This window comes from Streptomyces sp. ISL-1 (genome assembly GCF_018614585.1).
Lineage (GTDB): Bacteria > Actinomycetota > Actinomycetes > Streptomycetales > Streptomycetaceae > Streptomyces > Streptomyces maoxianensis.
In genome coordinates, this window is the sequence record NZ_JAGGOI010000007.1 from 508,993 (window position 1) to 534,130 (window position 25,138).

The following is a 25,138-nucleotide window of genomic DNA, read 5'->3' on the forward strand; positions in this document are numbered from 1 at the left end:
TCCTGCGCGTGGCGGGCTGAGTCACGCGCGGTCGCTGAAAGGAAGAGCCACCACATGGCTACTGCACCCGGGTCCGGTCTTCCGGAGCGTCACGAAGTACTGGACGTACTGGACGAATCTATCGCCGTCGTCGGGCTGTCCTGCCGCTTCCCCGGAGCCCAGGGGCCGGAGGCGTACTGGGAGCTCCTCAAGAGCGGGACGAATGCCGTCTCCGACGGGCCGCCGGACGCGCGCCCTGCGCTGCCGGCCGGGTCGGTGTCCAGGCCCGCCGGATTCCTCGACGGGATCGACCGGTTCGACCCCGAGTTCTTCGGCATCACGCCCCGCGAGGCGGCGGGCATCGACCCGCAGCAGCGGCTGATGCTCGAACTCGCCTGGGAGGCGCTGGAGTACGCCGGGATCGTCCCCGGTGACATCAAGGGCGCAGCGGCCGGGGTGTTCGTCGGTGCGATCTGGGACGACTACGCCAAGCTCGCGCACCAGTACGGAACCGAGGCTGTCACCCACCAGACCATCACCGGCCTCAGCCGGAGCATCATCGCTAACCGGGTGTCCTACCTGCTCGGTCTGCGTGGCCCCAGCCTGGCCGTCGACTCGGCGCAGTCCTCCTCACTGGTCGCGGTGCAGCTCGCCTGCGAGAGCCTGCGCAAGGGGGACTGCGAACTGGCTCTCGCGGGTGGCGTCAGCCTGAACCTCGTACCCGAAGGCTTCCTGGTCGCCGAGAAGTTCGGCGCCCTGTCGCCGGACGGCCGTACGTACACCTTCGACGACCGAGCCAACGGCTATGTGCGCGGCGAGGGCGGCGGGCTCGTCGTCCTCAAGACGCTGCGCCGTGCCCTCGCCGACGGGGATCCCGTCCTCAGCGTGATCCGGGGCGGAGCCGTCAACAACGACGGCGGCGGCGAGAATCTGACGGCACCTCATGGGGCCGCTCAGGAAGAGGTGCTGAGGCGGGCCTACCATCGCGCAGGCGTCGACCCCGCCGCCGTACGGTTCGTCGAGCTGCACGGCACCGGCACCCCCCTCGGCGACCCCATCGAGGCGACGGCGCTCGGCGCTGTGCTCGGCAGCGGCGCCGACCGCGCCGCCGACGCCCCGCTGCTGGTCGGCTCCGCCAAGCCCAACATCGGCCACCTGGAGGGGGCCGCAGGAATCGCGGGCCTGATCAAGGCAGTGCTGTGCATACGGGAGAGGACGCTCGTCCCGAGCCTCAACTTCCGTACCCCCAATCCGGCCATCGCCCTGGACGACCTCCGGCTGAGGGTCAACGACGGCCTGCTCCCGCTGGAGACCGAGGACGACACTCCGCTGATGGCCGGCGTGAGCTCCTTCGGCATGGGCGGCACCAACTGCCACCTCGTCCTCACCGACTGGGCTCCCGCCCCGGAGAGCCGGACCGCCCCGGACGCGCCCGCCCGTACCGTCGGGGCGCCCGTACCGGCCCTGGTGTCCGGACGGACCGAGGACGCGCTGCGCGCCCAGGCCGCCCGGCTGCACGAGCACCTTGCCGACCGCCCGGACCAGGACCTCGACGATGTGGTCCACTCGCTGGCCGCGACCCGGACCCACTTCGAGCACCGCGCCGTGGTGTTCGCGGACGACCGCGACGGCCTCGCCGCGGGCCTGTCCGCACTGGCGGCGGGGAACGCTCCCGCCGGTTCGGCCGTCGGCACCGCTCGGCCCGGCGGACTGGCCTTTCTCTTCACCGGGCAGGGCAGCCAGCGCGCGGGCATGGGCCGGGCGCTGTACGAGACGTTCCCCGTCTTCGCCGCGGCGCTCGACGAGGTCTGCGACCTGCTGGACGCCCACCTCGACCGCCCGCTGCGCGAGCTGATCTTCCTCGCCGACGATGCCGCGGAGGCCGCGCACGCCGAGGACTCCGCGGACGCGGCCCTGCTCGACCTCACCGGCTACACCCAGCCCGCGCTGTTCGCCTACGAGACCGCGCTCTACCGGCTGCTGGAGGACTGGGGCGTCACCCCCGACCTCGTCCTGGGCCACTCGGTCGGCGAACTCGCCGCGGCGCACGCCGTCGGCATCCTGTCGCTCGCCGACGCCTGCGCCCTGGTGGCGGCCCGCGGCCGGCTGATGCAGGAACTCCCCCCGGGCGGCGCGATGGTGTCCGTCCAGGCCTCGGAGGAGGAGCTGCTGCCGACCCTCGCGCCCCACGTGGGCCAGGTCGCGGTCGCGGCGGCCAACGGCCCCGTGTCCACCGTGATCGCGGGTGACGAGGACGCCGTCCTGGAGGTCGCCGCACAGTGGCGGGAGCGCGGGCGCAAGACCAAGCGGCTGCGGGTGAGCCACGCGTTCCACTCGCCGCACATGGACGGCATGCTCGACGCCTTCCGTGAGGTCGCGACGGGTCTGGAGTACCACCCGCCGCGCATCCCGATGGTCTCCAACCTGACCGGCCGCATCGTCACCGCGGAGGAGATCTGCACGCCCGAGTACTGGGTGCGCCACGCCCGCGAAGGCGTCCGTTTCCTCGACGGTGTACGGGCGCTGGAGGAGTCCGGTGCGCGCACCTTCCTGGAGGTCGGACCGGATGCCGTGCTCGCGGCGATGGGCCGCGACTGCGTGAGCGCGGAGAACGAGGCGGACACCGCATTCGTGCCCGCCGCACGCCGCGCCCGGCCCGAACTGCCCGCCCTGCTCACCGCGCTGGCCGAACTGCATGTCCGCGGCGTCCCTGTGGCCTGGCAGAAGCTGCTGTCGGACCGGGGCGGCCGCCGCGTTGCGCTGCCCACGTACGCCTTCCAGCGCGAGAGCCACTGGCTGACGGCACCAGACCGTACGGTCGCGGACGTCGGCTCGGCGGGGCTCGCACCGATCGACCACCCGCTGCTCGGCGCGGTCGTACCGCGCGCCGGCGGCGGGGAGCTGCTGCTCTCCGGGCGGCTGTCGCTGCGGACCCACCCGTGGCTCGGCGACCACCGGATCCTGGACACGGCGGTGCTGTCGGCCGGCGTCTTCGTGGAACTGGCCGTGCAGGCCGGTGCCGAGGTCGGCGCCGTGCGGGTCGAGGAGCTCACGCTGGAGGCGCCGCTGGTGCTGCCCGAGGACGGTGCCGTGCAGTTCCAGGTCGCCGTCGGCGACCCGGACCCGGACGGCCGCCGCACGCTCTCGGTGCACACCCGGCCGGAAGGGGACGGGCCCGGCCGCGAGTGGGCCCGGAACGCCGACGGCGTGCTTGCGCCGGCCGGCCCCGACACCGGTTTCGACCTGAGTGTGTGGCCGCCCGCCGGGGCGGTCCCGGTGGACATCGCCGACCGCTACGAGGCCCTGGCCGACCGCGGGCTGAACCTCGGCCCGGCCTTCCCCCGGCTGCGGGCCGTCTGGAGCCTCGGCGAGGAGCTCTTCGCCGAGGTGTCGGCGACCGAGGAACACCGGGCGTATGCCGCCGAGTTCGCGCTGCAGCCCGGTCTGCTGGACGCCGCCCTGCACGCGACCGCCCCGCACGCCTGGCAGGACGGAACGTCCGACGACCCGGCAGCGGAGCTGCCCTGGCTACCGAGGGTGTGGCGCGGAATCCGGCTGTACGCGGCCGGAGCGGCCGACCTGCGCGTCCGGATCACCCCGGCCGGCCGCGGAGGCGCCCCGTCCGGCCGCGGCGGCGAAGGTACCTTCTCGCTCGCCGTCGCCGACGGCGCGGGGCTTCCGCTCGCTGCTGTCGAGGCCGTGCTTCCGGCGCCCCTCTCCGACGAGGAACTGCGGCGTGCCGCCGGCACGCAGGCCCACGACGCGCTTTTCCGCGTTGCGTGGACGGGCCTGCCGCTCACCCCGGGCGGTGCCCCGTCCGGACGCTGGGCCGTGGCCGGGAGCGACAACTTCGGCCTGGCCACCGCCCTCACCACCGCCACCGGAGGCGTGGCGGTCTACCCGGATCTGTCCACGCTCGCCGCGGCCGGCGGCTCCGCCGTGCCCGAGGTGATCCTCGTGCCGCGCCCCTCGCCCGCCGCGTCCGTGACGGCCGGGGGTCTCGCCGGGGCCGTGCGCACCGTCACCGCGGACACTCTCGGTCTGCTGCGGCTCTGGCTCGCCGACGAACGGTTCACCGGATCCCGGCTGGTTCTCGTCACCCGCGGCGCCGTGGCCGCCGCTCCCGGCGACGCCGCACCGGACCTGTCCGGCGCCGCGCTGTGGGGGCTGGTGCGGTCTGTACAGGCGGAGCACCCCGGCCGGATCGCCCTGCTGGACCTGGGCGACGGGCGGGGATCCCTCCGCGCGCTGCCGGCGGCCGTCGCTTCGGGAGAGTCCGAACTCGCCCTGCGCGAGGGCGCCCTCCTCGTGCCCCGGCTGGAGAGGCCGGCCGCGCCCGAGGGCCGTACGGCCGCTTGGGAGTCCGGCGGCACCGTCCTGATCACCGGCGGTACGGGCGCGCTCGGCGCACTGGTGGCCCGCCACCTCGCTGCCGAACAGGGCGTCCGTCACCTGCTGCTGGTGAGCCGCCGGGGTCCGGAGGCCGACGGGGCTGCCGAACTGGCCGCCGAGCTCCGGGAGTCCGGCGGATCGGTGACCGTCGCTGCTTGCGATGTCGCCGACCGGGACGCGCTCGCCGCGCTGCTTGCCTCCATCCCCGCCGCGCATCCGCTCACCGCCGTCGTGCACGCCGCGGGCGTACTGGACGACGGGGTCGCCGAAACCGTCACCACCGAGCAGATCGATCGGGTGCTCCGGCCGAAAGTGGACGGCGCGCTGCACCTGCACGAGCTGACGCGGCACCTCAAGCTCTCCGACTTCGTGCTGTTCTCCTCCGTGGTCGGCACGCTCGGTAACGCCGGCCAGGCCAACTACGCGGCGGCCAACGCTTTCCTCGACGCTCTCGCCCGGCGCCGCTGGGAGGAAGGGCTGCCCGCCGTCTCCCTCGCCTGGGGCCTGTGGGATCACCCGGCCGGTCTCACCCGTGACCTGGAGGACGCCGACCGCGCCCGGCTGGGCCGGTCCGGGCTGCTGCCGCTCGGGGCGGACGAGGCGCTGGCTCTGTTCGGCCGGGCCCGCTCGGCCGATGCGCCGGTGGTGGTACCCGCCCGGTTCGACCGGGAAGCGCTGCGGGCCAGGGCCGCCGTGGAGGAGTTGCCGAGCGCGCTGCGCGGGCTCGTACGGCTGCCGCTGCGTCAGGCCGCCGGGCCGGAGCGGAGCACCGCGACCGCCGTGCCCGACGCGTCGGGGCTGCGGGAGCGGCTTCGGAACCTTCCCGAGGGCGAGCGCGAGACGCTCCTCGGCGAGGTGGTTCGTGCACAGGTCGCGGCGGTCATGGGGTACGCATCCGCGGACTCTGTCGACACCGGCCGGAGCTTCAAGGACCTCGGATTCGACTCCCTCACCGGTGTCGAGCTGCGCAACAAGCTGAGCGCGGCAGCGGGGATCCGGGTGCCGGCCACGCTCGTGTTCGACCATCCCACGACCGACGCCGTCATCCGGTATCTGCGTGCCGAGCTCCTCGACATGACGTACCAGGCCGCGGTGCTGCCGGCCTCCACCACGACTGCCGACGGCGACGATCCGGTCGTCATCGTGGGCATGAGCTGCCGCTACCCGGGCGGGGTGTCCTCCCCCGAGGAGCTGTGGCAGCTGGTGGCCTCGGGCGGGGATGCGATCTCCGGCTTCCCGGTCGACCGCGGCTGGGACCTGGACCGGCTGTACTCCGCCGACCCGGAGCAGTCCGGCACGTCGTACGTGCGCCACGGCGGCTTCCTGCACGAGGCGGCGGAGTTCGATGCGGAGTTCTTCGGGATCTCGCCGCGTGAGGCGCTGGCGATGGACCCGCAGCAGCGGCTGCTGCTGGAGGCCTCGTGGGAGGCGGTCGAGCGGGCGGGCATCGACCCGGCCACCCTGCGCGGCAGCAGGACCGGCGTGTACGCGGGAACGTTCACGTTCCGCGACCACGGTGAAGGACAGGGAGGAGCCGAGGGCCAGCGGATGACCGGCAGCGCGGCCAGTGTGCTGTCCGGCCGGGTGTCGTACAGCCTCGGCCTGGAAGGCCCGGCGCTGACCGTGGACACGGCCTGCTCGTCGTCCCTGGTGGCCTTGCACATGGCCGCGCAGGCCCTGCGGCAGGGCGAGTGCTCGATGGCGCTCGTCGGCGGTGTCACGGTCATGTCGACCCCGGACACCTTCGTGGAGTTCAGCCGGCAGAAGGGGCTGTCGCCCGACGGGCGGTGCAAGCCGTTCGCGGCGGCGGCCGACGGCACCGGCTGGGCCGAAGGCGTCGGGGTGCTGGTCGTCGAGCGGCTCTCGGACGCTCGGCGCAATGGCCACCAGGTGCTCGCGGTCGTACGAGGCTCCGCCGTCAACCAGGACGGGGCGAGCAACGGGCTCACCGCGCCGAACGGCCCCTCGCAGCAGCGCGTGATCCGCGCGGCCCTGGCGAACGCCGGGCTCTTGGCCGCGGACGTCGACGCGGTGGAGGCGCACGGCACGGGCACCCGGCTCGGCGACCCGATCGAGGCGCAGGCGCTGCTCGCCACGTACGGACGCGAGCGCTCCGCCGAACAGCCCCTGCTGCTGGGCTCGTTGAAGTCGAACATCGGTCACGCCCAGGCGGCGGCCGGCGTCGGCGGTGTCATCAAGATGGTGCAGGCGATGCTGCACGGCGTGCTGCCCCGCACGCTTCATGTCGACGAGCCGTCGCCGTACGTGGACTGGGAGTCGGGCGCGGTCGAACTGCTCACCGATCAGCGGGAGTGGCCGCAGACCGGTCACCCGCGCCGGGCCGCCGTGTCGTCCTTCGGCATCAGCGGAACCAACGCCCATGTGGTTCTCGAACAGGCGCCTGCGGCAGGGGAGTTGGCGGACGGGGCTATTGATGCCTCCTCGCCCGCCGCCGTACCGCTGGTGCTGTCCGCCAGGACCCCCCAGGCGCTCGCCGCACAGGCGGAGCGGCTGAGCGCGCACCTCGACGCGGCCGACGGCGTGGCTCTGCTGGACCTCGGCTACTCGCTCGCCACAGGCCGTGCCGCGCTCGACCACCGGGCGGTGCTGCTCGCCGGGAACCGGGAGGAGCTGGCCGAGGGACTGGCGGCGCTGGCCACGGGCGGCACGTCCCCCCGGCTCGTCACCGCGGAACCGCAGGCAGAACTGTTCGCAGAACCGTCCGGCGAGCCTGCCCGCGGCAAGGTGGCGTTCCTCTTCACCGGACAGGGCAGCCAGCGACCCGGCATGGGGCGCGAGCTGTACGAGACGTATCCGGCGTTCGCCGAGGCGCTCGACGCCGTGTGCGCCGAACTCGACACCCGCCTGGGCCGTTCGGTACGGGAAGTCGTCTTCGCCGACGACGAGTCGTGGGACGCTGAGCTGCTGGACCAGACGGTGTTCACCCAGGCCGCTCTCTTCGCCCTGGAAGTCGCCCTGTTCCGGCTCGCCGAACACCTCGGCCTGGCGGCGGACTTCGTGACCGGCCACTCGGTCGGCGAACTGGTCGCCGCCCATGTGTCGGGCATGCTCTCGCTCGCGGACGCGGCAGCGCTGGTCGCCGCCCGCGGCCAGCTGATGCAGGCCCTTCCGCAGGACGGCGCGATGGTCTCGGTCCTGGCCCCCGAGGACGAGGTCGCGGCACTGCTGGCCGGCCGCGAGCACGAGGTGTCGATCGCCGCCGTCAACGGCCCCGCCTCCGTCGTGATCTCCGGGGACCTGCTGGCCGTACTGGCCGTGGCGGAGCAACTGAACGAGGCCGGGCGCAAGACGCGCCGGCTGCGGGTGAGCCATGCCTTCCACTCGCCGCACATGGAGCCGATGCTCGACGACTTCCGCGCGGTGGCGGAGAAGCTGACGTACACCGTGCCGCGCATCCCGGTCGTGTCCAACGTGACCGGCAAGATCGCCACGGACGAGATCCGCTCGGCCGGGTACTGGGTGCGGCATGTACGGGAGGCCGTCCGGTTCAGCGACGGCATCCGGGCGCTGCAGGACGCCGGCGTCACGACCTTCCTGGAGCTGGGTCCTGACGGCGTGCTGTCGGCCATGGGCCGGGACTGCGTGGTGGACCTGGGCGGTGCCGAGCCGGAGTTCGTGACAGTGCTCCGCAAGGACCGCCCGGAGACCGCGGCGCTCGCCCACGCGCTCGCCCGGCTGCACGTGCGGCAGGCCGGCCCCTCCTGGGAGAAGGTGTTCGAGGGTACGGGCGCCCGCCGGGTCGACCTGCCCACGTACGCCTTCCAGCGCAAGCACTACTGGGCGCAGGCTGTGGCCCGTACCGGCGATGTGAGTTCGGCCGGTCTCGCGGCTGCCGACCACCCGCTGCTGGGCGCGACGCTCACTCGCGCCGACACCGACGAGGTCCTCTTCACGGGCCGGCTCTCCCTGCGCACCCACCCCTGGCTCGCCGACCACGCGGTCCTGGGCCGGGTGCTGCTGCCGGGCACGGCGTTCGTGGAACTGGCCGTACGGGCCGGGGCCGAGGCCGGAGCCGGGCAGCTGGAGGAACTGACCCTGGAGGCACCGCTGGTGCTGCCAGAGGACGGCGCGGTGCGCTTCCAGGTGGCGGTGGGCACCGCGGACGAGTCGGGACGCCGCGCGCTGAGCGTCCACTCTCGCGCGGAGGGCGGCACGGGCACGTTCGAGGAGCCGTGGACCCGGCACGCGAGCGGCACCCTTTTCCCCGAAGGACCGCCGGCGGGCTTCGACCTGGCGGTGTGGCCGCCGCGCGGCGCCGAGCGGGTGGACCTGACCGGACGCTACGACGCTCTCGCGGAGCAGGGCTTCGACTACGGCCCGGCGTTCCAGGGGCTCAGGTCCGTGTGGCGCTGCGGCAACGAGGTCTTCGCCGAACTCGCCCTGCCGGAGGCGCAGAACGAGCAGGCAGCCGCCTTCGGTCTGCATCCGGCACTCCTCGACTCGGCGCTGCACGCCATCGAGCTGGGCGTCCTGCCTGGCACGGGTGACGCGCGGCTGCCGTTCGTCTGGAGCGGTGTACGGCTGTACGCCTCAGGGGCCGCCGCGGCCCGGGTGCGGCTGGCCCCGGCCGGCATCGACGCGGTGACCATCGAGGTCGCCGACGCGGCGGGCGGCGCTGTCGCCGCGGTGGAGTCGCTGGTGGTGCGGAGCGTGTCCGCGGAGCAGCTCGGCGCGGCCGGCGGCCGCAGCCACGAGGCGCTGTTCCGGGTGGGCTGGGCGCCGGTGAAAGCCGGGCCGGGCGCGCCGGGCGGATCGCGGGCGGTGCTGGGCGGCGAGGTGCCGGGACTGTCGGGCGCGGAGCGGTTCGCGGATGTGGCGGCGCTGGGCGCCTCCATCGACGCGGGCGCCGCAGTACCGGATGTCGTGGTGGTGCCCCTGACGGCTCCGGAGAGTTCCGTACGTACCGCTGTGCACGGAGCCCTGACGCTGGCCCAGACCTGGCTGGCCGACGACCGGTTCGCCGCGTCCCGGCTGGTCGTGATGACGCGGCGCGCGGTGGCCGCGTCGGTGGACGAGGACGTGACCGATCTGCCGCGGGCCGCCGTGTGGGGTCTGCTGCGATCGGCGCAGACGGAGAACCCCGACCGGCTGGTGCTGGTGGACGTGGACGACGAGGGGGCCGCGGCCCAGGGCGTCGAGCGGGCCCTGTCCTCCGGCGAACCGCAGGTGGCCGTCCGTGACGGCAGCCTCTCCGTGCCCCGTCTGGAGAGGGTCGCGGTGCCCGCGGACGCCTCCGGGCCGTGGGGCCCCGACGGCACCGTACTGATCACCGGCGCCACGGGCGCCCTGGGCGGCCTGCTGGCCCGGCACCTGGTCACCGAACACGGCGTGCGGCACCTGCTGCTGACCAGCCGCCGCGGACCGGCGGCGGAGGGCGCGGCCGAGCTGGAGGCCACTCTGGCGGCGCTCGGCGCGGAGGTGACCATCGCGGCCTGCGACGTCGCGGACCGCGGGGCGCTGGACGCCCTGTTGGCCACGATCCCCGCCGGCCGCCCCCTGACCGGGGTGGTGCACGCGGCCGGTGTGCTGGACGACGGTGTGCTGGGGGCGTTGACGCCCGAGCGGTTCGACGCCGTACTGCGGCCCAAGGCGGACGCCGCGTGGAACCTGCACGAGGCCACCCGTGACCTCGGGCTCACCGCCTTCGTCCTGTTCTCCTCCATCCAGGGCCTGGTCGGAGGCGCGGGGCAGGCCAACTACGCCGCCGCAAACACCTTCCTGGACGCGTTGGCGCACCACCGCAGGGCGCAGGGCCTCCCGGCCACGTCGCTCGCCTGGGGACCGTGGGCGGAGGGCGGCATGGCAGCCGCGCTCACGGAGGCCGACCGTAACCGGTTCGCCCGTACGGGCATGACCGCGATCACCTCCGTCCAGGGCATGGAATTGTTCGACGCCGCACTGGCGCTGGACTCGGCCGCGGCGGTTCCGCTGCCGCTCGACGCCGCGGCACTCAGGGCGCTCGGCAGCGGACTCCCGCCGCTGCTGAGCGGACTGGTCCGGGTCCCGGCCCGGCGCGCCGCGTCGGCGGGGGCAGCCACGGCAGGCGGCCCTCCCCAGCAGTCCCTGGCCGACCGGCTGGCGGCACTGACGGAGGAGGAGCAGCAGCAGGTCCTGCTGGATCTCGTACGGGCCGAGGTCGGCGCGACGCTCGACTACGGCGGTACGGACTCCATCGATGTGAAGCGGGGTTTCAAGGAGCTCGGACTCGACTCGCTCACCGCCGTCGAGCTGCGCAACCGGCTGGGCAGGGCGACCGGACTGCGGCTGCCCGCGACCCTCGTCTTCGACTATCCGACCCCCGCCGCGGTCGCCGGGCATCTGCGGGCCGAACTGGCGCCCGCCGCCTCGGCCGCTCCGGCCGGCGAAGTCGACGAGGCGAGGATCCGCGGCATCCTCGCGGCTCTTCCGATGCACCGCATCGAGGAGGCCGGTCTGCTCGACGGTCTGCTGAGGCTCGCGGACGCGACGGGCGCCGACAGCGGCGGCCACGGCAGCGGCCCGGACCCCGCCTCCGACGCCAGCGGCACGGACCGCATCGACGACATGGACGTCGACGCCCTCATCCGCATGGCCCGGACAGGCGCCGAGTTCTAGAGAGTTCTGAAGGAGAGAGATCATGACGAACACATCGTCCGAAGCAGTCGTCGAGGCCTTGCGGGACTCCTTGAAGGAGACCGCCCGACTGCGGCAGCAGAACCAGCAGTTGGTCGCCGCCTCGCAGGAGCCGATCGCGATCGTGGGCATGAGCTGCCGCTACCCGGGCGGGGTGTCCTCCCCCGAGGAGCTGTGGCAGCTGGTGGCCTCGGGCGGGGACGCGATCTCCGGCTTCCCGGTCGACCGCGGCTGGGACGTGGAGGAGCTGTACGACCCGGAGGCCGAGCGGCCGGGGACGTCGTACACCCGTGAGGGCGGCTTCCTGCACGAGGCGGCGGAGTTCGATGCGGAGTTCTTCGGGATCTCGCCGCGTGAGGCGCTGGCGATGGACCCGCAGCAGCGGCTGCTGCTGGAGGCCTCGTGGGAGGCGTTCGAGCGGTCGGGCATCGACCCGGCCACCCTGCGCGGCAGCAGGACCGGCGTGTACGCGGGCCTGATGTACCACGACTACGGTCCCTACCTGCACCAGCCGGTGGAGGGCGTCGAGGGCTACCGGCTGACCGGTGGTCTGGGCAGCGTGCTGTCCGGCCGGGTCGCGTACACCTTCGGCCTGGAGGGCCCGGCCGTCACCGTGGACACGGCCTGCTCCTCGTCCCTGGTCACGCTGCACATGGCGGTCCAGGCCCTGCGGCAGGGGGACTGCGCCCTGGCGCTGGCCGGCGGTGTCACGGTCATGTCGGCGCCCGGCACCTTCGTGGAGTTCAGCCGCCAGCGCGGACTGTCGGCCGACGGCCGGTGCAAGGCGTTCGCGGCGTCGGCCGACGGCACCGGCTGGGCCGAGGGCGTCGGGGTGCTGGTCGTCGAGCGGCTCTCGGACGCGCGCCGCAACGGCCACCAGGTCCTGGCGGTCGTACGCGGCTCCGCCGTCAACCAGGACGGTGCGAGCAATGGACTGACCGCGCCGAACGGTCCCTCGCAGCAGCGCGTGATCCAGCAGGCGCTGGCCAGTGCGCGGCTCACGCCGCGCGAGGTGGACGCGGTGGAGGCGCACGGCACGGGCACCAAGCTCGGGGACCCGATCGAGGCGCAGGCGCTGCTCGCCACGTACGGCCGGGACCGGGGCGAACACCCGCTGTGGCTGGGCTCGATCAAGTCCAACATCGGGCACACCCAGGCGGCGGCCGGTGTCGGCGGTGTCATCAAGATGGTGATGGCGATGCGGCACGGCATGCTGCCCCGCACCCTGCATGTCGACGAGCCGTCCCCGTTCGTGGAGTGGGAGCCGGGCGCGGTCGAGCTGCTGACCGAGGAGCAGAAGTGGCCGGACAACGACCGGCCCCGCCGGGCGGCCGTGTCCTCCTTCGGCATCAGCGGCACCAACGCCCACATCATCATCGAAGAGCCGCCCGCCGATGAGCAGCCGCCCGCCGACGGGGAGGGCGCCGGACCGGCCGTACTGCCGCTGCTGTTGTCCGCCCGCAGTGCGCAGGCGCTCCGGGCACAGGCGGGCCGACTGCGCGAGCGGCTGGAGGCGGCCGGAGAAAACCGGCTGCTGGACACCGCGTTCACGCTCGCCACCACCCGGTCCTCGCTGGACCACCGTGCGGTGGTGGCCGGCACCGACGCGGCCGAGCTGCGTGCCGGACTGACGGCACTGGCAGAGGGGCGGCCCGCACCCGGACTGGTGCAGGGTCTCGCTGACCGGGAGGGCAAGGTGGCGTACCTGTTCACCGGCCAGGGCAGTCAGCAGCCGGGCATGGGACACGGCCTGTACGAGGCATATCCGGTGTTCGCCGAGGCGCTCGACGCGGTCTTCGCCGCTCTGGACGGGCGGCTCGAACGACCCCTGCGTGAGGTGATGTTCGCGGAGGACGGCACCGAGGACGCCGCCCTGCTGAACGAGACGGTGTACACCCAGGCGGGACTCTTCGCCCTCGAGGTCGCGCTGTACCGGCTGCTCGAATCATGGGGCCGGGCGCCGGACTTCGTGATGGGCCACTCGATCGGCGAGCTGGCGGCCGCGCACGTGGCCGGAGTGCTCTCGCTCGACGACGCGGCCGCGCTGGTGGCCGCCCGGGGCTCGCTGATGCAGGCGCTTCCGCGCGGCGGCGCGATGGTGTCGGTGCTGGCCGACGAGGACGTGGTCACCGGACGGCTGGCCGGCCGGAACCAGGAGGTGACGGTCGCCGCCGTCAACGGCCCTGCCTCCACGGTGATTTCGGGCGACGAGGAGGCAGTGACGCACATCGCCGCCGAGCTGGACGCGCGCGGATTCAAGACGCGCCGGCTGCGGGTCAGCCACGCCTTCCACTCGCCGCACATGGAGCCGATGCTCGACGAGTTCCGTGCGGTCGCCGGCCGGCTGACCTTCGCCGCACCGCGGATCCCGGTCGTGTCGAATGTGACCGGCCGGCTCCTCGCACCCGAAGAGGCAACCTCTCCCGAGTACTGGACGCGCCACATCCGTCAGGCGGTGCGTTTCCACGACGGCATCCGCACCCTGCGGGACCAGGGCGTGCGGACGTACGTCGAACTCGGCCCGGACGCCGTACTGACCGCCATGGCACAGGACAGCCTCTCCGGGCCGGACGAGGCGGAGCCGCTGCTCATCGCCGCGCAGCGGCGCGGCAGGCCGCAGGCCCTGACGCTCACGGCCGCCGTCGCCGAGGTCCATGCCCGCGGGGCCGCCGAGGTCGACTGGAAGGTGCTGTTCGCCGGTTCCGGCGCACGCCGCGTGGACGTTCCCACCTACCCCTTCCAGCGGCAGCGGTACTGGCTGGACACCCGCTCGGGGCAGGCAGGCAGCGGCACCGCCGAGGACGGCGCCGACGCCCTGTTCTGGGAGGCGGTGGAGGGCCAGGACCTCGGGACGCTCTCGGACACGCTGGGTCTGGCGGATTCCGGCGCCCTCGCCGAGGTGCTGCCGGTGCTGGCGGCCTGGCGCGAGGGCAGCAGGCAGCGGTCCGTCGTGGATTCCTGGCGCTACCGGACGGCCTGGTGGCCGGCCGGCCCGGTCGGCGAAGCAGCCCTCTCGGGCACCTGGCTGGTCGTCGTGCCGGCCACCCTCGCGGACTACGGCGCCGGCCTGGCCGATGCGGCGGAGGCCGCGCTCGCGGAGCGAGGGGCGCACCCCGTCCGGGTCGTCGTCGACGCGGCAACGACCGGTTCGGCCGCACTCGCCCGACAGTTCGCCGAGGCCGAGGCCGCGGGCGACCGGCCGGCCGGCGGAGTCGTGTCGCTGCTCGCGCTGGACACTGCCCCGCACCCCGCCCACCCGGTGGTGTCGCGGGGAACGGCGGGCACGCTGCTGCTGATCCAGGCGCTGGCCGCCGACGGGGCAGTCGCCCGCGGCCCGCTGTGGCTGCTGACCCGGGGCGCAGTCTCGGTCGGTGGATCGGACACCCTCGACGCCCCGGCGCAGGCACCGGTCTGGGCCCTGGGCCGCACCGCGGCGCTCGAACACCCCCAGCTGTGGGGCGGGTTGATCGACCTCCCGGCGGTGCCCGACGAGCAGGCCCTGCGTCGCCTGACGGGAGTGCTGGCAGACCCGGGCGGCGAGGACCAGCTGGCCGTACGGCCGGCCGGTGTGCTGGCGCGCCGGCTGGTCCGGGCGGCTGCCGCACAGCGGCCGGGCAGTGTGCAATGGACGCCGCGTGGCACGGTGCTCGTCACCGAAGGGACCTGGGGCATGGGCGCGCGGATCGCCAGTCGGCTGGCCGGCCTCGGCGCCGATCACCTGGTCCTCACCAGGGCCCCCGGTACGGAGGTGCCCGGGGCGGCGGAGACGGTGGCGGAACTGTCCGAACTCGGGGCGCGGGTGACGGTCGTCGTGTGCGACCTCGGCGACCGGGGCGACGTGGCCGCGCTGCTCTCCGGCATCCCGGCGGAGCAGCCGCTGAGCGCGGTGTTCCACGCGGCCGGGGACCTCAGGACCGCGGCGCTGGCCGAGACCGATGTCGCGGAGTTCGCCGCCACCATGGCGGCCAAGGCGGGTGGCGCCGCCCATCTGCACGAGCTGGTGGACGCCGGTTCGCTGGACGCCTTCGTGCTGTTCTCGTCCATCGCCGGGGTGTGGGGCAGCGGCGGGCAGGGCGCGTACAGCGCCGCCAACGCCTACCTCGACGCCCTCGCCGAACACCGCCGCGGCCGGGGCCAGGCGGCGACCTCCCTGGCTTGGGGAGTCTGGGCGGACACTGCCTCGACCGCCACCGAGACCGCGGACCCGGCCGCCGAGCAGCGCCGCCGGGAGCAACTGCGCCGGCTCGGACTGTCCGAGATGGCACCGGACCTGGCGCTCACCGTCCTGGCGGAGGCGCTGGAGGGGACCGAGGCCGCGCTCGTCGTGGCCGATGTGGACTGGGAGCGGTTCGCTCCGGCCTTCACCGCCGTGCGGTCCAGCCCGCTCATCAGCCAACTGCCCGAGGTCGAGCGGATCCTGAGCGCCGCGGGCAGTCCGGACGAGGCGGGCGGCTCCGACGCGACGGACAGTCTGGCGCAGACGCTGGCCGGGCTGTCCGATGCGGAGCAGGAGCGGCTGCTGACCGATCTCGTACGGACGGAGATCTCTACCGTGCTGGGCCACTCTGGCGCAGAGGCGGTCCCGGCCGGGCGGGCGCTCAAGGACCTGGGGCTCGATTCCCTGGCCGCGGTGTCCCTGCGCAACCGGCTGGGGGCGGTGACCGGTCTGCGGCTGCCCGCCACGCTGGTCTTCGATCACCCGACCCCGGCGTCCGTCGCCGCGTATCTGCGGACGGAGATCGCCCCCGCGGACCGAGGAGCCTGGGTGGACGAGGAACTCGACAAGCTGCAGTCCCTGCTGGCCGAGGCCGCGGGCGAGGAGGCGGTACGCGAACGGATCGGCGTACGGCTCCAGGCCTTCCTGGCCGAGCTGACCGGTGCGAGCGCCGTGCCGGGAGCGGCCGACGTCGCCGCCCGGCTCGACGACGCGAGCGACGACGACATCTTCGCCTTCATAGACAGCGAACTCGGAACCCCCTGAACCGGCGGCACGGCATCTCCACTGCCCATCACCAGCGAGGAACGCCAATGAATGCGACACCTGACGAAAAGAAGCTCCGGGACTACCTCAAGCGCGTGACCGTCGAGCTCCACGATTCCCGCCGACGCCTGCTGGAAGTGGAGGAGAGCCGGCACGAGCCCATCGCCATCGTCGGCATGAGCTGCCGGTTCCCGGGCGGTGTGCGGTCGCCCGAGGATCTCTGGGCGGTCGTGGAGTCCGGGGCCGATGTGATCGCGGACTTCCCGTCGGACCGCGGCTGGGACGTCGACAACCTGTACGACCCCGATCCGGACCGGGCGGGCAAGACCGTCACCCGGCGGGGCGGATTCCTTTACGAAGCGGCCGAGTTCGACGCGGAGTTCTTCGGGATCTCGCCGCGTGAGGCGACGGCGATGGACCCGCAGCAGCGGCTGTTCATGGAGGCGTCCTGGGAAGCGCTGGAGCGGGCGGGTATCGATCCGGCGACGCTGCGCGGCAGCAGGACCGGGGTGTACGCGGGCTGTGTCACCGACGACTACCAGCTCACGCTCCAGTCGGCCGCCGACGAGATCGAGGCGTACAAGATGACGGGCGCCGCGCGAAGTGTGCTGTCGGGCCGTGTCGCGTACACCTTCGGCCTCGAGGGCCCGGCCGTGACCGTGGACACTGCCTGCTCCTCGTCCCTGGTGGCGCTGGACCTGGCGGCCCAGGCGCTGCGCCGGGACGACTGCTCGCTGGCGCTGGTCGGCGGCGTGACGGTGCTGGCCACCCCGACCGAGTTCGTGAACTTCAGCCGGCAGCGCGGCTTTTCCCCGGACGGGCGGTGCAAGGCGTTCGCGGCGTCGGCCGACGGCACCGGCTGGGCCGAGGGCGTCGGCGTGCTGCTGGTGGAGCGGCTTTCGGAGGCCCGGCGCAACGGCCATCAGGTGCTGGCGGTCGTACGGGGCAGCGCGGTCAACCAGGACGGTGCGAGCAATGGACTGACCGCGCCGAACGGTCCCTCGCAGCAGCGCGTGATCCAGCAGGCGCTGGCCAGTGCGCGGCTCACGCCGCGTGACGTGGACGCGGTGGAGGCACACGGCACGGGCACCCGGCTGGGCGACCCGATCGAGGCCTCGGCGCTGCTCGCCACGTACGGACGCGAGCGCGACGAGCACCCGCTGTGGCTGGGCTCGATCAAGTCCAACATCGGGCACACGCTGGCTGCCGCGGGCATGGCCGGGGTCATCAAGATGGTGATGGCGATGCGGCACGGTGTGCTGCCCCGCACGCTCCACGTCGACGAGCCGTCCCCGTTCGTGGACTGGGACTCGGGCGCGGTCCAGCTGCTCACCGAGCAGCGGAAGTGGCCGGAGAGCGACCGCCCGTGGCGCGCGGCGGTGTCGGCCTTCGGGATGAGCGGCACCAACGCCCACGTCATCATCGAGGCGGCGCCGGCCGACGAGGGGGAGTCCGCCGAAGGTGAGGACACCCCGGCGCCCGCTGCGACCGCGACCGGGACTTCGGCTGCCGTCGTGCCGTTCCTGGTGTCGGCCAAGAACCAGGAGGCGCTGCGGGCCCAGGCCGGCCGGCTCTCCGCGTACATCGCCGGCCACCCGGAGCTCGACGTCGCCGATGTCGGTCTCTCCCTGGCCACGACCCGTTCGCTGCTCGACCACCGGGCCGTCGTCATCGGCTCCGACCGCGCCGCCCTGAGCGCCGGACTGGAGGCGCTGGCCAACGACGAAACCGCCGCGCAGCTGGTCCGCGGAGCCTCACACGAACGCGGCAGAACCGTCTTCGTGTTCCCCGGGCAGGGCTCGCAGTGGGCCGGGATGGCCGTCGAACTCCTCGACACCGCACCGGTCTTCGCCGAGCGGCTGCGCGCCTGCGCCAAGGCCTTGGGCGCGTACGTCGACTGGGATGTCGAGGCCGTACTGCGCGAGCAGGACGGCGCGCCCTCGCTGGACCGCATAGAAGTTGTCCAGCCCGTCCTGTTCTCCGTGATGGTGTCCCTGGCGGATCTGTGGCGGTCCCACGGAGTGGAGCCCGACGCCGTCGTGGGGCACTCCCAGGGCGAGATAGCAGCCGCATGCGTGTCTGGGGCACTGACTCTCCAGGACGCCGCCCGGCTGGTGGTGCTGCGCTCGCAGCTCTTCGCCGACGAACTCGTCGGCCGGGGCGCGGTGGCCTCCGTCGGCCTCTCCCGGGCCGAGGTGGAGCCGTGGCTGGAGCCGTACGGGGAGCGCTTGTCTATCGCCGGCATCAACAGCCCCCAGCTGGTCACCGTGGCCGGTGAGCCGCAGGCTCTGGAGGAGCTGGTGGCCGCGTTCTCCGTGGAAGGCGTCCGGGCCCGGATCATCCCGGCGACGGTCGCCTCGCACTGCGCCCAGGTCGATCCGCTGCGCGAACGCCTCGCCGGCCTCCTCGAGTTCGTACGCCCCACCACAGGCCGGGTTCCGCTGTACTCCACCGTGACCGGCGAGGTGCTGGACGGTTCGGAGCTGACGGCCGACTACTGGTTCGAGAACTGCCGGCGTCCCGTCAGCTTCGAGCCCGTGGTACGCAAGCTGCTCGACGACGGCTTCGGCGTCTTCGTCGAATCCAGCGCCCACCCGGTGCTGGCCCTGAGCGTGGAGGAGACGGCCGAGAGCGCCGACGCCGACGTGGTCGTCGTGGGCACGCTACGCCGCGGGCACGGCGGACTGGAACGCTTCTACGCGTCCCTGGGCGAGGCCCATGTCCAAGGGGTCGGCACTGACTGGACCGCGGTCTTCGCGGGAACCCGGGCTCGCCGCGTCGAGCTGCCGACCTATGCCTTCCAGCGCCGCAGGTACTGGGTGGAGCCCTCCGGGGAGCGGGGGACCGCGGCGCCCGACGGTATCGAGGCCGCGTTCTGGGAGACCGTCGAGCGGGAGGACCTGGAGGCACTGGCCGCCACACTGCGGCTGAGCCAGGACACCCTGGAGGAGGTCCTGCCTGCCCTGGCGTCCTGGCGGCGCGACAGCCGGGCCGGCTCGGAGCTGGACTCCTGGCGGTACCGAGTGGTGTGGCGGTCCGTCACCGACCCGGCACCGGCCGCGCCCACCGGCACCTGGCTCGTCGCGGTGCCCGCCGCGGCCGACGGTGAACCGCTGGTCGACGCCGTAGTCTCCACGCTGGAGCGCCACGGTGCCCGGGCGCTCACCCTGACCGTCGAACCGGGCCTGGACCGGGACACGCTCGCCGCCCGGCTGCGCACCGCCGGCGAGAGCGCGAGCCTCACCGGAGTGCTGTCCCTGCTGCCGCTGAACGGCACGGGCGACGAGCGTCACGCGTCGCTGCCCGCCGGACTCGCCGCGACCCTGCTGCTGCTGCAGGCCGTCGCCGACGCCGGGATCGACCGCAGGGTCTGGTCGGTGACCCGAGGGTCGGTCTCCGTCAGCGACTCGGACCCGCTCGACCATCCCGTACAGGCGCATGTCTGGGGGCTGGGCCAGGTCGCCGAGCTGGAGATCCCGCATCTGTGGGCCGGCGTCGTGGACCTGCCGGACATGCCCGACGAGCGGGACCTGGCCCGGCTGGCGGCCGTGCTGGCCGGAGCGGGGGAGGAGAGCCAGCTGGCAATACGTCCGTACGGTGCTTTCGCCCGGCGCCTCGTGCGCGCGCCCCGTAGCCGGACGGCCCCGGCGCCCGGCACCTGGCAGCCGCGCGGCACCGTGCTGGTCACCGGCGGAACCGAGGACGCGGGCGCACAGGTCGCCCGCCGGCTCGCGGCCGCCGGAGCCGAACACCTGCTGCTGGTGGGAGGATCGGACACGACCCACGACGCGTCGGCGTTGTTGCGGGCCGAACTGGAGGCCCTCGGCGCCCGGGTGACCGTCACAGCCTGCGATCCGGCCGACCGGGAGGCGCTGGCCGCCGTCCTGGCCGCCGTACCGGACGACTCACCGCTGACGGCCGTCTTCCACACGACAGGGCTGCTGGAGGAAGAGGCGCTGGGCACGCTCACGCTCGATGGCCTGGACCGGGTGCTGCGGTCCAAGGCGCACGGCGCGCGGAACCTTCATGAACTGACACAGCATCATGACCTGTCGGCCTTCGTGCTGTTCTCGTCCATCGCCGCAACGCTCGGCGCCGGTCTGGGGCTGGCCGGCTATGCGGCGGCCAACGCCTACCTGGACGCCCTCGCCGACCACCGCCGCGCCCGCGGCCTCACCGCGACCTCGGTCGCCTGGGGCGTGTGGGACGAGGCGCACGCCGTGCCCGACGCGGCGGCCGACGAAGGCAGCAGGCAGGAACGGCTCGCCCGGCGCGGCCTGCCCCCGATCGACGGGGAGCGCGCGCTGTTGGCCCTCCAGCAGGCTCTGGACGACGACACGGCGACCCTCGTCGTCGCCGATCTGGACTGGGACACCTATCTGCGGGTCCTCGCCGCAGGCGGGCCCCGTCCGCTGATCGGCTCCATCCCGGAGGTCGAGCAGACCCTGCGGGACGCCTCGCCCGCCGCCGACCGCGGATCCGCCGTACTCGAACGGTTCCGCGGAGCCACTGCGGCCGAGCGGTACGACCTGTTGCTAGGCCTCGTACGCGCCGAAATCGCGTCGCTACTGGGCCACAGCGATCCGCAGGCCATCGACGCGCGGCGGGACTTCCTCGAACTCGGCATGGACTCGGTCGCCGGCGTGGCACTGCGCAATCGCCTGGACACCGTCCTGCGGCGACGGCTGCCCGCCCGGATGATCCTGGACCGGCGTACGCCCGACGCCCTGGCCCGCTTCCTGCGGGCCGAACTGGCGGGCCAGACGCCCGCCGGTGACGTGGGCAGTGCGGACGGCACCCTGGCGGGGCAGTACCTCCAGGCCTGGGAGCAGGGCGAGAGGGACGCGTTCAACGGCCGTCTCCTGGAGGCCGCGCGGACCCGCCCGGCCTTCGAGGCCCCCGAAGCCACCGACCTTCCCGCGTCCGTGGTCATCTCCCCGGGCGACCGGGAAGCCGCCCTGATCTGCTTCCCGACGGTTCTCGCCACCTCCGGCCCGCACCAGTTCGCCCGGTTCGGCGCCCACTTCGGGGGCAGCTGGGAGGTCTCGGCGCTCTCGCTCCCCGGCTTCCTCGAAGGCGAGCGGTTGCCCGCGTCACTCGACGCGATAGCCGCCGCGGCGGCCGAAGCCGTACGACAGCGCGCGGACGGCGCCCCGTTCGTACTCGTCGGCTACTCCTCCGGGGGAGTCCTGGCACACGCCGTGACCGGCCTGCTGGAGTCCACCGGCGTCTTCCCCGACGCGCTGATCCTCCTCGACACCTACCTACCCGCCAGCGAGGCGCTCGCGGAGATCGCCCCCGCCCTGATGGACGGGATGGTCGAGCGGCTCGGGGAGTTCGCCCCCCTGAGCGACGAGCGGCTCACCGCGATGAGCGGCTATCTGGAGTTCATCTCCCGCTGGGAGCCGACCGACATCAAGACACCGGTGCTCCTGGTCCGCCCGGCCGGGCCCGTGCCCGGCGCGCCCGCGTCGGCGGGCGGCGGGGTGCGGTCGAGCTGGCAGCAGCGCCACGACGCCGTGGAGGTGCCCGGCGACCACTTCTCGATGATCGAGGAGTACGCCCCGGACACGGCACGGGCCGTGCACGAGTGGATCGCTGCGGCCGCCCCCGGAGACCAGGCAAGGAAGCAGGCAGGACAGACAGGCACGTCAGGGAAGACGCGGAAGACAGAGGAGCAGCCGGCATGAAACAGCGGACACCTGTGCTGATCGTGGGCGCCGGACCGGTCGGCCTGGCCACGGCCTGCCAACTGTGGCGGTACGGCGTACCGGCCCGGATCGTGGAGGCCGCGGAGCAGCCGAACACGGGCTCCCGTGCTGTCCAGCTCCACCCGCCGACTCTCCGCATCTTCCGTGAGATCGGGATGCTCGACGAGGCGGAGCGGCAGGGGCTGCGCATCCGCTCGACCAGCTACCACCTTGCGGGCGGCCGGACCTTGCGCGTCGAACTCGGCGCGCGAAACGAGCCGTTGATGCTCCCTCAGGAGGACACCAGCAGGCTGCTGGAGGAGACGCTCGTACGGCTCGGCGGCCGCGTGGAGCGGGCCACCCGGGTCACCGACGTGGCCACCACGGGCGACTTCGTCACCGCCAAGGCGCAGGGCCCGGACGGCCCGGAGCTGATCGAGGCCGACTGGCTCGTTGCCGCGGACGGCGTACGCAGCGGCGTACGCGAGCAGTTGGGCATCGACTTCGTCGGCAACCAGGTGCCCACCAGCTTCCTGCTGGCCGAGGGGAAGATCAACGGCTCCTTCGAGCGGGCCGCCGTGCATTACTTCCTCGGCCGCGCCGGCTCGGTGGTCTTCGCCTCGATGCCGGGCGACCGGATACGGATCTCTGGAGCGGTCCCCGAGGGCTACCCCCTGACGCCGGAGGGCGTGCAGCAGCTGCTCGACGAGCGAGGACCCGGCAATCTGCGGGTCACCGACCTTGAAATGATCAACAGCTTCAGCAGCCAGGAACGCATTGCCTCCGTCCTGCGCAAGGAGCGGTGCTTCCTGGTCGGCGACGCCGCCCACACTCACTCGCCGCTCGGCGGCCAGGGCCTCAACCTCGGGCTCCAAGATGCACACAACCTGGCCTGGAAGCTGGCCGGCGTCGTCAGCGGCACGCTCGGTGCACAGATCCTCGACACCTACGAGCCCGAGCGGCGGCAGGCGGCCGAGCAGATCGTCCGTACCACCCATCAGTTCCTCAAGGTGTTCATGCTCGGCCCCTTCGCGGCCCGGGTGCGCAACACCGCGTGGAGCGCGCTGGAGGCGACCGGAGTGCTTCGGCGCTGGTTCGTCCCGCTGCTCGCGGGCTGGCGGGTCCACTACCCCGACACTCTCTCGGCCGCGGCCAACACCCCGGCGCGCTCCCGGGTCCCCGCGCGACCCGGGCGCCGACTGCCGGCGCCCGGCATGCGGGCGCCGCACTGGGTGCCCCCGGCGCCGGCGGGCGAGCCGCACGGGTTCCGGCTGCTGACCCTGGGGCCGACGGGCCGGGGCGGTCTCGCCCCGCGCGGCCGGGCCCTGGCCGAGCAGGCGCCCGTACACGTCACCCATGAGCATCTGGCCCGGAGCACCACCGGGTTTCTGCTGCTGCGCCCGGACGGCTATGTCGCCGCCGGCGGCACCGAACCGGCGGAACTCGCGGCCGCCCGGCGCCTGCTGAACCGTATTGCGCCGTAACACCGATCACCGTCCGACGCTGAGGAGGAGCTGGCCATGTCGGCCCAGGATCGCTTGGCAGAACTGACCGAACTGAAGACGGCGGCCCGACAGGGGCCCGACCCGGCTGCCACCGAGCGCCAACACGCCAAGGGCAAGCTGACCGCCCACGAACGCATCGAACTGCTCCTGGACCAGGGGTCGTTCCACGAGGTCGAGGCGCTGCGCCGACACCGGGCGAACGGCTTCGGCATGGAGCGCCGCCGCCCGCACTCCGACGGAGTCGTCACCGGATGGGGAACCGTCCACGGGCGCACGGTGTTCGTCTACGCGCACGACTTCCGGATCTTCGGCGGTGCACTCGGCGAAGCCCACGCGGCGAAGATCCACAAGCTGATGGACCTTGCCGAGGCCGCCGGCGCCCCGCTGGTGTCCCTGAACGACGGGGCCGGGGCGCGCATTCAGGAAGGCGTTACCGCACTGGCCGGGTACGGCGGGATCTTTCGCCGGAACACCCGCAACTCGGGCGTGATCCCGCAAATCAGCGTCATGCTCGGGCCGTGCGCTGGCGGTGCGGCCTACTCGCCCGCACTCACCGACTTCGTGTTCATGGTCCGCGGGACCTCGCAGATGTTCATCACCGGCCCCGACGTCGTCCAGACGGTGACCGGTGAGCAGGTGTCCATGGACGGACTGGGCGGCGCCGATGTGCACGCCGCCATCTCCGGTGTCGCCGGTTTCGCCTACGACGACGAGGAGACCTGCTTGGAGGAGGTCCGCTACCTGCTGTCCCTCCTTCCGCAGAACAACCGCGAGACACCGCCGGTCGAAGCGACCGGCGACCCGGCCGACCGGCGCAACGACGCCCTCCTCGACCTCGTGCCCGCCGATCCCAACCAGGCGTACGACATGCGCGGCGTGATCGAGGAGATCGTCGACGACGGCGAGTACTTCGAGGTGCACGCGCTGTGGGCGACGAACATCGTCTGCGCGCTGGCCCGCCTGGACGGACATGTGGTGGGCATCGTCGCCAACCAGCCCGCCTCGGTCGCCGGAGTACTCGACATCCACGCCTCCGAGAAGGCCGCCCGCTTCGTCTCCACGTGCGACGCGTTCAGCATCCCCCTCGTCACGCTCGTCGACGTTCCCGGCTTCCTGCCGGGCGTGGACCAGGAGCACAACGGCATCATCCGGCACGGGGCCAAGCTGCTGTACGCGTACTGCAACGCGACCGTGCCCCGGGTGCAGGTCATCGTCCGCAAGGCGTACGGCGGCGCATACATCGTCATGGACTCGCGCTCGATCGGGGCGGACATCTCGCTCGCGTGGCCGAGCAACGAGATCGCCGTGATGGGCGCCGAGGGCGCGGCCAATGTGATCTTCCGCCGGGAGATCGCGGCCGCCGACGAACCCGACATTGTCCGCAACCAGAAGATCAAGGAGTACAAGGCGGAGCTCATGCACCCTTACTACGCGGCGGAACGCGGACTCGTCGACGACGTCATCGACCCCCGGGACACGCGGCAGGTGCTGGTCCGCTCCCTGGACATGCTGCGCACCAAGCATGCTGATCTGCCGTCCCGCAAGCACGGCAACCCCCCGGCGTGAGGAGAGGCGACGGACATGAGTGAACTCAAAGTCGTGCGCGGCAACCCCAGCGCGGACGACCTGGCCGCGGTGGTGGCGGTGCTGCTCGCGGTGGGGCCGCAGCGGTCGTCCGCCGCCCCGCACCTCGTCCTCGGGAGTGGGGCAGCGAGGGGCGCCGGCTGGAACCGGGCCCGCCACTCCCCGCACGTACAGGCCGGCTCGTGGCGGCACGTGTCGTGAGCGGACAAGGAGTCGTGAGCGGACAAGGATCAGTCGTGCGCAAGGTGCTCATCGCCAACCGTGGCGAAATCGCTGTCCGTGTTGCCCGTGCATGCCGGGACGCCGGGATCGCGAGCGTAGCCGTCTACGCCGATCCGGACCGGGACGAATCGCATGTCCGCGCGGCCGACGAA

Annotated in this window: 5 protein-coding genes and 2 pseudogenes; all 7 read left to right on the forward strand. The window is 73.2% G+C overall.

Annotation, left to right across the window (positions count from 1 at the left end):
• Window positions 1-54: 54 nt before the first annotated feature.
• On the forward strand, window positions 55-10,986 hold the full coding sequence (locus tag J7E87_RS07665; RefSeq protein WP_215091231.1) for a type I polyketide synthase: 10,932 nt from the start codon (window positions 55-57) through the stop codon (window positions 10,984-10,986).
• 52 nt (window positions 10,987-11,038) lie between these two features.
• A pseudogene (locus J7E87_RS07670) lies at window positions 11,039-15,985 on the forward strand (type I polyketide synthase); the annotation flags it as partial.
• Window positions 15,986-16,083: 98 nt separating this feature from the next.
• Window positions 16,084-21,675: pseudogene (locus tag J7E87_RS07675) on the forward strand (type I polyketide synthase); the annotation flags it as partial.
• Window positions 21,672-23,159 carry an FAD-dependent monooxygenase gene (locus J7E87_RS07680; protein ID WP_215091237.1) on the forward strand — a complete coding sequence of 496 codons (1,488 nt, stop codon included), beginning with the start codon at window positions 21,672-21,674 and terminating at the stop codon, window positions 23,157-23,159. The pseudogene J7E87_RS07675 and the gene J7E87_RS07680, both read left to right, overlap by 4 nt.
• A gap of 36 nt (window positions 23,160-23,195) precedes the next feature.
• Window positions 23,196-24,746, forward strand: a complete 1,551-nt coding sequence (locus J7E87_RS07685; protein ID WP_215091239.1) for an acyl-CoA carboxylase subunit beta — start codon at window positions 23,196-23,198, stop codon at window positions 24,744-24,746.
• 15 nt (window positions 24,747-24,761) lie between these two features.
• Window positions 24,762-24,965 (forward strand): acyl-CoA carboxylase epsilon subunit, encoded by a 204-nt coding sequence (locus J7E87_RS07690; protein WP_215091241.1) that lies wholly within the window; start codon window positions 24,762-24,764, stop codon window positions 24,963-24,965.
• Window positions 24,966-25,000: 35 nt separating this feature from the next.
• On the forward strand, window positions 25,001-25,138 hold a 138-nt coding region (locus tag J7E87_RS07695; RefSeq protein WP_215091330.1), incomplete at its 3' end, for a biotin carboxylase N-terminal domain-containing protein.